The sequence below is a fragment of the Micromonospora sp. NBC_00821 genome (assembly GCF_036347035.1).
GTDB lineage: Bacteria > Actinomycetota > Actinomycetes > Mycobacteriales > Micromonosporaceae > Micromonospora > Micromonospora hortensis.
Genome location: NZ_CP108880.1, coordinates 38110 through 50810 on the forward strand (window position 1 = coordinate 38110; position 12701 = coordinate 50810).

Below are 12701 nucleotides of genomic sequence, written 5' to 3' on the forward strand. Positions count from 1 at the left end.
CGTGGTCAACCCGCCACCGGACCGGCCGGGGGGCGTGATCAACAGGCTCGACGGTGACGCCCCCGGGCGGTCCCGGCCCGCAGACCCCCTGCCAGGACGCGGGAAAGAACACGGGACCTCGGGATCTCCTGTCGGCACGATTCAACACCGTGAAGTCTTCCGGGATCCACGCTCATGGCGCGTTCCCGGCTAGATGGGGAGCCTTGCGCGTACGGATACCGGCCGCTGCTGCGGCCACGGTGAGCAGCACGCAGGTGACGCCGATGCCGAGCAGCGGGAGCCACGGGATGGTGATGGGCACCGCGATGCCGACCAGGTCGGCGGTGATGGCGCGGCGTACGAGCCAGCCGAGCAGCAGGGTGGTGGCACCGCCCAGGAGCAGTCCGGTGCCGCCGACGAGGGCGGCCTGCCAGATGGCTGCTCGCCGGACCTGGTCGGGGGTCGCGCCGAGGAACTGGACCAGGTCGCGCTGCCGGCGCCGCTGGGATCCGCCGATGAGGGTGGCGTTGACGATCGCGATGGCGGCGTAGAGACCGGCCGGTCCGAGCAGGATGGTGAGGCTGAGGTTGTTGGCCTGGCGGGTCTGGGCCGTGGTGGCGTCGATCCAGTCGCCGGAGCCGAGGATCCGGCTGTCAGTGCCGGCAAGGGTGCGCTGGAGGGAGACGCGCGCCGCAGCGGCGTCGGCCCGCGGTACGCAAGTGTCCGACGAACCAAGCGCAATGATTCTGCCCGAGCCAGCGCCCGACCTTGCCACGTCCGCACTCGAAGCGCTGCGCTTCGTGGCCGGTCCCGGCGGACCCTGGCATCAAGGATGGACGACCGAGACCGACCAGGCTGAGGCGCAGCAAACCATCGACGGTCTCACCGCCATCCTCGAAGCAGCGAATTCGTAAGAAGCACCAGACACCCTGCCGACCGGAGATCGCGAATGGCCGCTGCTCCGTACTAAGCGAGAAGGCCTGTTATGCGTGGCGGTTGAGACGCGTGGATGGCGACGAGGACGCACCTCGCGCCAGAGCTGGCACCCGCAACTCAGAGTAACGGTGGGGTATCACAAGCGGCAGGTGTGAGCCCATGGGCTCACGCAAAACGCCCCCCTGGTCGACGATTGTCGACAACCAGAGGGGCGTTGACCTGCTCAAACTCTGTGCGCCCGAAGGGACTCGAACCCCTAACCTTCTGATCCGTAGTCAGATGCTCTATCCATTGAGCTACGGGCGCTTGTGCTCAGCCAGTCTACACAACCGGCTTTCGCGCGGAGACTCCGGGATTCGAACCCGGGAGGGGCTTTAAGACCCCAACCGCATTAGCAGTGCGGCGCCATAGACCAGACTAGGCGAAGTCTCCCTGGTGATCCTCAGACCACCGCGCCCGAGGATACAGGTCGCCACCCACCGGGAGCAAAACGACTTCCGGGGTACGCCCACCGCGACCCGCCCGCCCCCGTGTTTCCACGCTGTGCGTCGGCGTGATCGCGACTACGCTCCATCGATATGCAGGAGCAGCCGCCCAGCGAGCCGACCCGTCGAGAGCCTGCTGAACGAGCGCGTCGGCGCTCCCCACGGGCTACCTTCCGGCCGCCGATCGTGGCCGAGGAGCCCACCGAGACGGTGGAGCCTGAGGCGTCGGCACCGCCGCCGGCCACCCCGGCGACCCAGCGTCCTCGACGGGCCAAGGCCGCCCCGGCGGTGCTCTTCCAACCACCGGAGCCGGATCGCCCGCTGCCTCGACAGCCTCGGCGCGCACCGGCCGAACTGGCCACCGACACCATCGCGGAGCAGCCGGAGCACGCGGAGCAGCCGACCGGCGACCATCCGAGCCCGGCAACCGGCCTCGCATCGACACCGCCGAAGGCTCGGACCGCCCCTGTTCGCAGTGCTGCCCCTCGGCAGGCAGCCGACACGCCCGCCGAGGTGACCCCGCCCACGCCGGCACCCCGCAAGCGCGCCGCAAAACCCACCAAGGCCGCGACCGCCACCGAGGCCGCAAGCACCACCGAGGCCGCGACCACCACAGACGCGAGCACCACCGGCGAGGCGAGCACGATCACGCCAACGGCCCCGGCCAGAGCCGCAAAGACCACCAAGCGCGCGGCCACCCCACGCAAGAGCACCACGCCGACAAAGAGCACCACGGCGACAAACCCCGCCCCCGAACCCGTGGTCAGGCCGCAGACGGCGCCCACCGAGCAGCAACTGGCCCCGGCAGACCCCGCCGTGCGGCAGGCTGAGCCGCCTCTGGGGCGTACCCCGGAATCGGAGCTGCGCGCGGTCACCGCGCGCGTGCTCGACCACCCTGGCTTCGCACCGGAGCTGCTGGCTCTGGCCGCGGTGCGGACGTTCGGGCCCGGCGCGGCCGGGTGGGCCGCTGGGTTGCGCGACCGGTATCCGGACGCGTCGGCGGACGGCCTGGCTCGGTTGGCGACCCGGCGGTTCGTCCGCTCGGCGGGGGCGGGTGGGGCGACCGCCGCGCTGGCCGGGTTCTTCGCGCCACTGGCCGAGTTGGCGGCGGTGCTGTGGACGCACTCGGAGCTGGTGCTGCACCTGGCCGCCGCGTACGGCAAGGATCCGACGCATCCCGACCGGGCCGTCGACCTGCTGGTGCTGACCCAGGTGCACCCGGATCGGGCGAGCGCGGCGGCGGCTCTTGCCGCCGCCGAGTCGCCGGGTGACCCGGTCGAGGGGGCGTGGCCGCGCACTGCGGAGGCGGCCTGGCGGTTGGCCGCGCCGCTCACGGCGCAGGCCGGCGGTTGGGTGGTGTTGCGGCTGGTGGCACGGTTGCTGCCGGGAGCGGCGGTGCTCGCGGCGGCGTTGGGTGACGCGGCGGCGGCCGACCGGCTCGCGACCCGAGCGTTGGCCGTCTACCGATCCGACCGGCGTTGACCGGTCAGAGCCAGTCGAACCACTCCCGGGGCAGCAGCGCGTAGCCGACGAAGGCGAACACGTCGAGCAGGGTGTGCGCGATGATCAGCGGCATCACCCGCCGGGTGCGCAGGTAGAAGAGGCTGAACACGACGCCCATGATCGCGTTGCCGACGAACGCGCCGAAGCCCTGGTACAGGTGGTACGAGCCGCGCAGCAGCGCGCTGGCCGCGATGATCGCGGCCAGCCGCCACTGGAGCTGGCGCAGCCGGGTGACCAGGTAACCGACCACGATCACCTCCTCCAGCACGGCGTTCTGCACGGCGGCAAGGATCAGCACCGGAACCGTCCACCAGACGTCCGGCAGCGCGGCCGGCACCAGCGTGGCGTTGAGGCCCAGGTGGGCCGCCACCCAGAACAGCGCCAGCCCGGGTAGACCGATCAGCGCCGCCAGGCCGGCGCCGCGCACCACGTCCTGACCGGGACGCCGGGCGTCCAGGCCGAGGGTCCGCGCCGGGTCGCCGGGGTCACGGCTGAGCAGGTGTACGGCGAGCAGCACCGGCAGCAGCGCGAACACGATGCCGAGCAGTTGGTACGTGAGGTCCAGCCAGGGGCGGGCCGACGCCGAGGTGTTCAGTGAGGCGGTCTGCTTGGAGAGCGGACCGTCGGCGGTCAACTTCGCGATGATCGAGACCACCGCGTAGATCGCGGACTGGCCGAGGGAGAGGCCGAGGACCAGCAGCGTCTCGGTGCCCAGCAGTCGGCGGGACACCGGGCGGGTCAGCTCAACGGTCACCGCACCACTCTGCCCGACGTGCGGCACCCGTGACATGGCCGACCGGCCACCATGAGCCGATCGCACATTCTGTGCGACCAGTCGACACGCTCCGTGGAGATTCTATGAGCGCCCGATCCGTTGCCGTCTGGAGAAGGAGCGTCCGTGGACAACCTCGCGCGGTTGCTGAAGGAGAGTTGGACCCTGGTCGAGGACGACCGGGTCCGGTTGAGCGGTCACTTCTACGCTCGGCTGTTCCTGCTCGACCCCGCCCTGCGGCAACTCTTCCCGGTGCAGATGACCGGCCAGGGCGACCGTCTACTCGAAGCGATCATCACGGCGATCCACACTGTCGACGATCCGGAGAGCTTCGACGAGTTCCTCCGGGCGCTGGGCCGCGACCACCGCAAGTACCACGTCGACGAGCGGCACTACGCCACGATGGGTGTCGCACTGCTGGACGCGCTGCGCAGCACCGCCGGCGACGGCTGGAACCTGGAGTACGACCAGGCGTGGCGGGAGGCGTACGCGGCGATCGCCGCCCTGATGGTGGCTGGCGCCGCCTCCGACGACGACCCGCCGTTCTGGCACGCCGAGGTGCTGACCCACGAGCGGCACGGCCCGGACACCGCCGTGTTGACCTGCCGGGCGTTGCAGCATCCGCTGCGCTGGCAGGCGGGGCAGTACGTGAGCCTGGAGGCGCCGCGCTACCACCCCCGGGTGTGGCGTAACTACTCGGTGGCGAACGCGCCGAACGACGACAACGTGCTGGAGTTCCACGTGCGGTCTCCGGGGGCCGGCTGGGTGTCCGGCGCCCTGGTGCGGCGGGTGCGGCCGGGTGACCTGCTCCGCCTGGCGGCGCCGATGGGGTCGATGACCCTGGACCGCGCCTCGGAACGGGACATCCTCTGCGTGGCCGGCGGCGTCGGGCTGGCGCCGATCAAGGCGCTGGTGGAGGAGCTGGCCACCTTCAACCGGACCCGGTGGGTGCACGTCTTCTACGGCGCACGACAGGCGGGCGACCTGTACGGCCTGGACGGGTTGCAGGAGTTGGTGGCCGTACACCCGTGGTTGTCGGTCACCGCGGCGTGCAGTGAGGATCCGGACTTCGACGGCGAGCAGGGCGAGATCCCTGAGGTCGTGGCCCGGTACGGCCCGTGGACCACGCACGACTGCTTCGTCTCCGGTGCCGCCCGGATGGTCCGGTCCACCCTGCGGGTGCTCGCCGCGGACAATGTGCCGCCGCCGCACATCCGCTACGACACCTTCGGTGACCTCTAGACGTTCCTCCCCCCACACCGGGGCGCGTGCCCCTGCCCCCTGGGGCACGCGCCCCGGTCCCTTCGTGCTCAGTAGCGCCAGGGGTGCCCGGTCTCGCGGTACTCCTCCACCGGCACCAACGGCACGCCGGGTGCCATCCGGTCGACGTAGAGCCGGCCCTCCAGGTGGTCGATCTCGTGTGCGACCAGCCGGGCCATGCCGAATTCGAACGACGTGATGATCCGGCTGCCATCCCACTGCGCGTGTTCCACGTCCAGTCGCAGCGGCCGGGGCACCAGACCCCGGTGGTCGAAGAAGGAGAGGCAGCCCTCGTACTGCTCGTCGGTCTCCGGGTCGGCGTCGACCACCCGTGGGTTGAGCAGCACTACCGGCTCCGCCGACCGGTCGGGGGGCCGCACCACTGCCGCCGCGCGGCCGATGCCGAACTGCGGTGCGGCGACGCCCACTCCCTTGCTGAACGGGTGCAGCTCGTCGAGCCGGGCCAGGGCCATGGTGAGCCGGTCGACCACGTCGCGGGCGACGTGGTCCTCAGCGGGCAGGTCGAACGGGCGGGCCCGCTGGCGGAGCAGGTCGTCCCCGCGTTGCACGATGCCGAGGCCGCGCATCCGGTCGCTGGGTCGGACCCGGGCGCCGCCGGGGCCGACGTCCGGTTCGGTGTCCGGACGGGCTCGGAACCGCCACTGCATCCGGTAGCGGGCGTTCAACGGGGGGTCGTCGGTCTGCCAGTCGTAGATCACCCGGTCGCCCTCGTCGTGACGCTGCGGCGCCGTCCGCAGCGGGCCCTCCTCCGCGCTGAGCGAGGTCTCCACGCCCCAGACCTGCGGGTCGAGGGCCGCCGGCAGATCCAGCCGTACGGCGAGCTGCCGGGTGGGCAGTCGGACGGCTCGCTGGAACCAGGGGCCCCACTTCTCGTGCCCGACGCTGTACGCGTACTCGATGACGGCCCGGTCGCCCGGGTAGAGGGGGAAGCGTCGCTCCCCGTTCTCGAAGAGCAGCCAGATCTCCTTGAACGCGTCCCGATCGTGCTTGGCTCGCCAGTGCATCGGTTCCGGGTCTCCGCCGCCGTCGTCTCGGCGGGCCTGTATCTGCAGCTCGGCGAAGCTGAGGGGGTGCTCCCGGTGGTGCCGGTTGGAGCGGCCGGGGTCGTTCGGGTAGCGGTCGACGGCCACCCGGACCAGGTAGCGGGTGACCGGCTCGGTGCCGGCGTTGTACAACTCACGGTGGATGACGCACCGGTAGCCCTCGTCGACGTGCGTGAGGGTGGCCAGCTCCCGTTCCACGACCAGGCCGGTGCCGGGTGGCAGCCACTGGCCGGGCAGGTACGGCTCGCGGTGCGGTTGACCCGCCCTGGCGTGCCGCAGGTCGTCGTACTCCCGGAAGCGCTGCCAGATCGCGCCGCTTGCCTCCAGGACGGCCTCCGCGCGGCGAGCGAAGTCCTCGGTCGGGCGGTGCCGGCGCCCCTCGACGTGGCTGACGTAGGACGGGTCGAACCCCATCAGGACGGCCAGTTGCTTCTTGGACAGCCCGCGCCCCGTCCGTTGTCGGGCGAGTTCGGCCGCGAAGGAGTCGGCAGCCCGTTCGAGGGGTGAGGTCGTCATCAGCTTCCTCGCGGCCGGGGCTATAAGTTTCACGTTCCGTACGCGGACACACACGCAAGTGGCATGTTTTCGACACACCGCTTGACAATTCACCGATGGCCATCGATTGTGCGGCGGCGTTTTCCAGCACTGACTCCGGGTAGTAGGCGAAGCACTACTCCGTCAAATGCGGGGTGACCTGGGCGTCCGGGATGTGACCAAGGTGAGGCTTCCCTTACGGCCAGGGGCTTGGTTAGGCTAGCCTTAGCTCAGGACGGCACTGGTTCGTCCGCCGGGGCGCACTCCTCGGTCTCACAGACAGGGGACGACTCAGGTGACAGCGGTGATGCCACGGCGGGAGGCCGCCACCACGCCGCTCGCCCCCGTCACCGCGGCGCTCCGGGCCATGTTCGGCACCGACGACCTCCCCGGCCTCGCCCGGGGCCTGCTGGTCGACGACGAGCTCGGCTGGGCGCCCGCCACCACCCTGATCGACGGCAGCCGACTGCCGGAGCTGCTGAACGGCGCCGCCGTCCGCTGGGGCGGCACCCCGCACGCCTGCGCGGCGCTGGCCTGGAAGTCCTACAGCTACTGGGCAGCGCTGCCGGTAGTGCTCGGCTGGGCCTCGGCCCGACGGGTGCCACTGCTCGGTCCGGCCGACCTGCTGATCCACTTCGAGGACCACCGCCAGCTACTCACCATGGGCATGCGCCGGGGCACCACGGTGGCGGTGCTGCCGAACGATCCGCTGGCGCTGGCCGGCCTGCCGGAGGTGCGGGTCGTCGCCGACGAGGCGGAGCTGCTGGTCGCGCTGCGCGCGTCCCTGCTCGACGCCCACCTGGCGCCGCTCATCACGGCGATCCAGTCCGAGGTCCGGGTAGGCACCCGGACGCTGCTCGGCTCGGTCGCCTCCGGCATCGCGCACGGCATCCTGCGGGCCGCGGACGCCCTGCCCGGCTCCACCGTGCAGAGCATCGACACACTGCTCGGCGCACTCGACCTGGCCGACCTGATCGAGCTGGTGCCAGGGCCGACCGGTGAGCCGACAGTGCAGCGCCGCACCTGCTGCCTCGCGTTCACCCTGCCCCGCCCGAAGGTCTGCCAGGGCTGCTGCGTCCGCTAGGGCCTTTTCACCTAGGTCAGGCTGAGCCGCACCGCTCAGTCGGTCAACGACCGGACATCCCACACCCAGACCCCGCCATTGAAGACCGGTTGGATCCCGGTCAGCTCGGTCATGCCCCGGCGCAGCGCGGCCTCGTGCTCGTGTGGCCCGAGGATGACCACCCCGGCCCGCCAGTAGCGCAGGTCGTCGACCGCTCGGACCCGACTCTGCGGGGTGATCGGCGGCACCGCCCCGGTGCGCCGGATGGTGGCGAAGAAGCTGCTGGTGGGACGGGGAGTCGCACCGAACAACGCGACCTTCGGCGGATCGGCGTTCGGGCGGGTGTCCGGGCCGAGGAAGTAGCCACGGGCCAGCGGCATGTCCAGCCGGGTCGCCGCCGACCAGCGCAGCGGCTCGGCGTAGGTGGTGTCCGGCAACGGCAGGGTCACCACACTGCGCCCACCGGCCACATACGGCCGCCAAGCCCCACTGGTCACGAAGCCGGGGACCGGGTCGAGGTGGGCCACGGGCAGCGGGGTGGGGACGATCGGCAACAGGGCCATCGTGAGCACTGTGGCGGTGGCGAAGCGGACCTGCCCCCGAGCGGCCGGGTGCGCGTCGGCCAACTCGCGGGCACGTTCGGCGCCGTAGGCGAGCAGCAGCCCGATGATCGGGGTGATCGCCAACGCCCAGCGTGTCGGCACCACCGAGTGCAGGATGGGCAGGTTCTCCAGAGCGGCCCAGGGGCCCGGCACACCCGTACCCCGATTGTCGAAGCGGACCTCCCGGCCCAGCGAGAGCACCGCGAAGAGCAACCCGAGCGCGGCCAGCGCGAGCACCACGATCGAGCGGCGCAGCCACCAGACCACTGCGATCACCAGCACCACCAGCGCCCAACCGAAGAAGCTGTTCTCCTCGGTCGGGTTCTTGGCCAGGCCCGCGGCGGTGCGCGCGCTACCGGCCAGCGACTCCCGGGAGTACGCGACGAACGAGGCCACGTCGCTGGAGTAGCCGCGGATCAGGCGGGACAGCCCGGAGTACGCGTCCGGTCCGAAGAACTGGACGTACAGGGGGTACGCGAGCAGGAGCAGGGCGACCCCGGCGGCGACGGCCAGCCCGGCGAGGAAGGATCGGGCCCGCGACCGTAGATCCGCGCGGCCGACGGCGAGCACGCCGACGACCACGCCGAGACCGATCGCGGTCATCAGCAGGATCTCCAGGTTGAGGAAGGCCTGCCAGACGATGACCAGCGCGAGGAGGACCCCGTTGCGCAGCCAGCGGCCCGGTTCACCGAGTCGTAGCGTGCGCCAAATGATCAACGGGACGACGAACTGCGACACGATGTTCGGATGCCCATTGGCGTGCGACACCATGGCCGGCGCGAACGCGCAGAAGCCGGCGCCCAGCCACGCCGGCCCCCGGCTGCCGATCAGGACCCGGGAGAGCAGGAAATACCAGGCCGTGGCCGTGGCAATCATGCCGGCGGTGAGAAAGATCAGAAATGACGCCCGCGGCCCAAACAGTAGGGTGATCGGCGTCATTGGCAATGAAATGGATAATACGGACGTATTGGCCATCAGATTGACGCCGTCGGGGACGTTCATCTGATTGGAATGGAACGGATACGCAAAGTGCGTGACTACTCGCGCACCGTGGGCCATCATCCATTCGAACTGCGACTGGTCGGACTGGTTGTCCCGCACGTCGCTGCCCGGGTCCAGCCAGAGTCGACAGGTGATCCAGAAGCCCAGCACCACGAAGCTCAGCACGGCGGCCAGATCGGCCCACATCCCCCTGTGGGAAGGCCGAACGGCACCGGAGGCCCCCTCCGCCGACGGCGCGGCGGCCGGGCCGCCGCTGCCGCTGGGCACGTCCGGTTCAGGAGTAGTCATGACAATTCATAGGGTAGTCAGCGCATGACGCCGCCGTGACATGTTTCGGGGTACTGCCGTACTATGTGCCGGGTTCGCCGACCGCCGATCACGAACCCACCCCCCGACCACAATTCGGCCACCCCGATGCCCCGATTCTTTCGCCGTCCCAGCGGATGATTCACACTGTCGGTCCAGGCACGGGTCGAGTTCATATCGTGAGGAATCGACGCATGGCAGAAATCACTGGGGATCAGCGCGTGCAGTCCGAGGTGCTGGAAGGCCTGGCAACCGCTGTCAACCACCGTCGCTGGTTCATCGAACTGGCCGTGCCGTACCTCGGCGACGACCCGATCGAGATCGGCAGCGGTCTCGGTGACTACGCGCTGGAATGGTCCGAGCGGCTGCCGCGGTTCACCGCCACCGAGGCCGACCCGGACCGGCTGGTGCAGCTCAAGGAGCGCCTCGCCGACCGTCCGAACGTCGACGTCCGGCAGATGCTGCTGCCGCACAACGACCGGGGCGACTACAGCGCCGCCGTCTCGTACAACGTTCTGGAGCACATCGAGGACCACGTGGGCGCGCTACAGAGCATGCGCGACCTGGTCCGACCCGGCGGCGCCGTGATCATCATCGTGCCCGCGTTCCAGTTCGCGATGGGCCCGGCCGACATCGCCACCGGGCACGTCCGCCGCTACACGAAGAAGACGCTCGGGGCGGCGATGACCGACGCCGGTCTGACCATCGAGAAGATGCACTACGCCAACGCGCTCGGGCTGATCGGCTACTTCATGGCCACCAAGGTCTTCCGGCTGATGCCGAAGGAAGGCCCGATGGTCAAGGTGTACGACACCCTCGTCCTGCCCGCCACCAAGGCCGCCGAGCAACTGGTCCTCCCGCCGTTCGGCCAGTCCGTCTTCGCCGTAGCCCGCGTCCCAGCCTGACCCCAGCCCGGGGCCCCGGCCCTGGCCCAGCCTGACCCCGGCCCGGGGCCTCGGCCCCGGCCCGGCCCGGCCCGGCCCGGCCCGGCCCGGCGATCTTGCACTTTCTGTCGTCCTTATGCCCTTTATGTCAAGGATGTCGGGACAGAAAGTGCAAGATCGCGGGAGCTGGGGGCGGGGTTAGTCCTTGATCTGGTACGTGGGGCGGATCACCGCTCTCGCCAGGGTGTGGAACGTCAGGTTGAAGCCGACGTAGGCGGGGCTGGCGTCCGGGGTCAGGTCCAGGCGGTCGACGTCCAGGGCGTGTACCGCGAAGACATACCGGTGCGGGCGGTCGCCGGCCGGCGGAGCCGCGCCACCGTAGCCCTGCTCGCCGTAGTCGTTGCGAACCGAGAACGCCCCGCCGAGGTCGGTGCCCGCCGCGCCACCAGCCCCGGTGGGCAACTGGGTGACGTTGACCGGCACGTTCACCAGCACCCAGTGCCAGAAACCGCTGCCGGTCGGCGCGTCCGGGTCGTAGCAGGTCACCGTGAAGCTCTTCGTCTCGGCGGGAAAATCCGACCAGGTCAGCTGCGGCGAGACGTTGTCACCCCCGGTGCTGCCATGCGCGTGCCGGGCGTCCATCGGCTCGCCGTTCCGCACGTCGTCGCTCGTCAGCGTGAACGAGGGCAGTGTCGGCAGCAGCTCGTACGGGTCCGGGGCGATCGGTCGTTCCAGGGTCATGGTGACGCGTCCTTCCGATGTGCGGAGATACCAGCCCCTTCTTACCCCGCCACGGCCCTGCCGACGACCGGAAGCACGCGCTGACCCCGTGTGGATTCGCAGAGCTACGTTTGAGGTCGGGCAGCGTTCCGCAGGGGGACATCGTGGCCGGCATCTGGCGGGACTTCGTGGGGGCTGTTGTCACCGCGTTCCGCCGCCGGGACGAGCGAGCCGACGAGCGAGCCATCGCCGACGAACGCCGACGCGCTGTCGAGCGACTGGCCGAGGAGACGATCCGCCGGGAGCGGCGGACCACCGACCCGCCGGAGTGACCGGGACGCGGCGCGCCGGACTGCCACCTCGCAACCGGTGAAGATGACCTGATGGGGCGGATCTTCCGGTCGCGGCCGGTGGCGACCGCGGAGACACACCGGACCACCCTGTTCGAGATCTTCTTCGATCTGGTGTTCGTCTTCGGACTCATCCGGGTCACCACGTTCATGAGCGAGCGGCCGTCGCCGGTGGCGCTCACGCAGGGATTCCTCGTACTCCTCTTGCTGTGGATCTCCTGGGTGGTCTACTCCTGGCTGGGCAACCACGTCCGCATCAACGTCGGGCTGATCCGTGCCGGTGTGACGGTCTCGATGGCGGCCGTCTTCCTCGTCGCACTGGTCATCCCCGACGCCTGGGCGACCGGGCCGGGCACGACGAGACAACGCCTGATCCTGGTGCTGGCCTACGTCACGCTCCGAGTTATCGCTCTCGCGCTCTTTCATTGGGTCGCTGCGGGCAACCGACAGCTGAGCAGGACCATTCGTCTGTATGCCCTCTCGACCGCGCTGTCCTGGATCCCCTTCGTCCTCGGTGCCCTGGTCGGCGGCACCGCACAGCTCCTGCTCTGGGCGGTGGCCCTCACCATCGACATGGGCGGCGGGGTGGTGTCCTCGGTGCTGAGCGGGTGGCCGGTGCGAAGTCCCAGTCACTTCGCGGAGCGACACAGCCTCGTGGTGATCATTGCGCTCGGCGAGTCCCTGATCTCGGTCGCCGCCGGCGTCGGGGTACAGCGGATCCGCGGACCGATCCTGTTGGCCGCAGTTCTTACGCTGGCCGTCACCGTGTGCCTGTACTGGCTGTACTCCTCCACTGCGATGGCCGCCGGCCAGGCGTTGATGATGGAGTCCGGGCTGCGGCGGGCCCACGTGGGTGCCAACGCCTACACCCTTGCCCACTTTCCGCTGCTCGCCGGGACCATCTACGTGGCATTGGGAGTCGAGCAGGTGCTGGCTGGCCTGGCACGTGAGGAGCCCCACGGCATCTCGGATTGGATGCCTGCCGTCGCGTTGTTCGGGGGAACCGCCCTGTTCCTCGCGGGCCGGGCGACGTTCCTGAGTCTCAGCGTCCGGTGCCTACGACCGGGGCAGTTCGTCGCTCCCGTCGTGGCGCTGCCGTTGCTCCCCGCCGGGCGTTACCTGCCCGGTCTGGCCGCTCTCGGCCTGCTCACCGCGTTCCTCGTCGCGCTGCTCAGCTACGAGGCGCGGACCCGTCGATCCTCGACGAACGACCAGCCACAGACTTCACCGAAGTGACCGGG

General features: G+C 70.2%; 11 protein-coding genes and 2 tRNA genes. 6 read left to right on the plus strand and 7 right to left on the minus strand.

What is annotated here, in order from left to right; translation table 11 throughout:
- Positions 1–172 precede the first annotated feature (172 nt).
- The 3 genes from OHB44_RS00160 to OHB44_RS00170 all read right to left on the minus strand — a co-directional run bounded on the left by OHB44_RS00160 (position 173) and on the right by OHB44_RS00170 (position 1347).
- On the minus strand, positions 173–754 hold the full coding sequence (locus OHB44_RS00160) for an FtsX-like permease family protein (protein WP_330439300.1): 582 nt from the start codon (positions 752–754) through the stop codon (positions 173–175).
- A gap of 394 nt (positions 755–1148) precedes the next feature.
- Positions 1149–1221, minus strand: a tRNA-Arg gene (locus OHB44_RS00165).
- A 35-nt stretch (positions 1222–1256) separates the two neighbouring features.
- Positions 1257–1347: transfer RNA gene (locus OHB44_RS00170), tRNA-Ser, on the minus strand.
- Between the two features lie 239 nt (positions 1348–1586).
- Here OHB44_RS00170 and OHB44_RS00175 point away from each other — a divergent pair.
- Positions 1587–2882 (plus strand): hypothetical protein, encoded by a 1296-nt coding sequence (locus tag OHB44_RS00175; RefSeq protein ID WP_330439301.1) that lies wholly within the window; start codon positions 1587–1589, stop codon positions 2880–2882.
- Positions 2883–2886: 4 nt separating this feature from the next.
- Here OHB44_RS00175 and OHB44_RS00180 read toward each other — a convergent pair whose 3' ends face one another.
- The gene (locus OHB44_RS00180) at positions 2887–3657 is read right to left on the minus strand and encodes a CPBP family intramembrane glutamic endopeptidase (protein WP_330439303.1); all 771 of its coding nucleotides are present in this window, start codon (positions 3655–3657) and stop codon (positions 2887–2889) included.
- 144 nt (positions 3658–3801) lie between these two features.
- On the opposite strand from OHB44_RS00180, the gene OHB44_RS00185 reads away from it, so the two are divergent.
- A complete protein-coding gene (locus OHB44_RS00185) occupies positions 3802–4917 on the plus strand; it encodes a globin domain-containing protein (RefSeq protein ID WP_266304161.1) in 1116 nt (371 codons plus the stop codon).
- 68 nt (positions 4918–4985) lie between these two features.
- Here OHB44_RS00185 and OHB44_RS00190 read toward each other — a convergent pair whose 3' ends face one another.
- Positions 4986–6515 carry a peptide deformylase gene (locus tag OHB44_RS00190; RefSeq protein WP_266304160.1) on the minus strand — a complete coding sequence of 510 codons (1530 nt, stop codon included), beginning with the start codon at positions 6513–6515 and terminating at the stop codon, positions 4986–4988.
- Positions 6516–6840: 325 nt separating this feature from the next.
- Between OHB44_RS00190 and OHB44_RS00195 the strand changes: the two genes are divergently transcribed.
- A complete protein-coding gene (locus OHB44_RS00195) occupies positions 6841–7617 on the plus strand; it encodes a hypothetical protein (RefSeq protein WP_238687519.1) in 777 nt (258 codons plus the stop codon).
- A gap of 35 nt (positions 7618–7652) precedes the next feature.
- Here OHB44_RS00195 and OHB44_RS00200 read toward each other — a convergent pair whose 3' ends face one another.
- Positions 7653–9488, minus strand: a complete 1836-nt coding sequence (locus tag OHB44_RS00200; RefSeq protein ID WP_442932643.1) for a hypothetical protein — start codon at positions 9486–9488, stop codon at positions 7653–7655.
- A 212-nt stretch (positions 9489–9700) separates the two neighbouring features.
- Here OHB44_RS00200 and OHB44_RS00205 point away from each other — a divergent pair, with 212 nt between their 5' ends.
- Entirely contained in the window at positions 9701–10411 is a 711-nt protein-coding gene (locus tag OHB44_RS00205; protein WP_330439305.1) for a class I SAM-dependent methyltransferase, read from the plus strand.
- 177 nt (positions 10412–10588) lie between these two features.
- On the opposite strand, the gene OHB44_RS00210 is transcribed toward OHB44_RS00205, so the two are convergent.
- On the minus strand, positions 10589–11131 hold the full coding sequence (locus OHB44_RS00210) for a YbhB/YbcL family Raf kinase inhibitor-like protein (RefSeq protein WP_238687521.1): 543 nt from the start codon (positions 11129–11131) through the stop codon (positions 10589–10591).
- A 143-nt stretch (positions 11132–11274) separates the two neighbouring features.
- On the opposite strand from OHB44_RS00210, the gene OHB44_RS00215 reads away from it, so the two are divergent.
- Together OHB44_RS00215 and OHB44_RS00220 are read left to right on the plus strand one after the other, a co-directional pair.
- On the plus strand, positions 11275–11442 hold the full coding sequence (locus OHB44_RS00215; RefSeq protein WP_238687522.1) for a hypothetical protein: 168 nt from the start codon (positions 11275–11277) through the stop codon (positions 11440–11442).
- A 51-nt stretch (positions 11443–11493) separates the two neighbouring features.
- Positions 11494–12696, plus strand: coding sequence for a low temperature requirement protein A (locus OHB44_RS00220; protein ID WP_330439306.1), 1203 nt, complete (start codon positions 11494–11496; stop codon positions 12694–12696).
- The last annotated feature ends 5 nt before the right edge of the window (positions 12697–12701 follow it).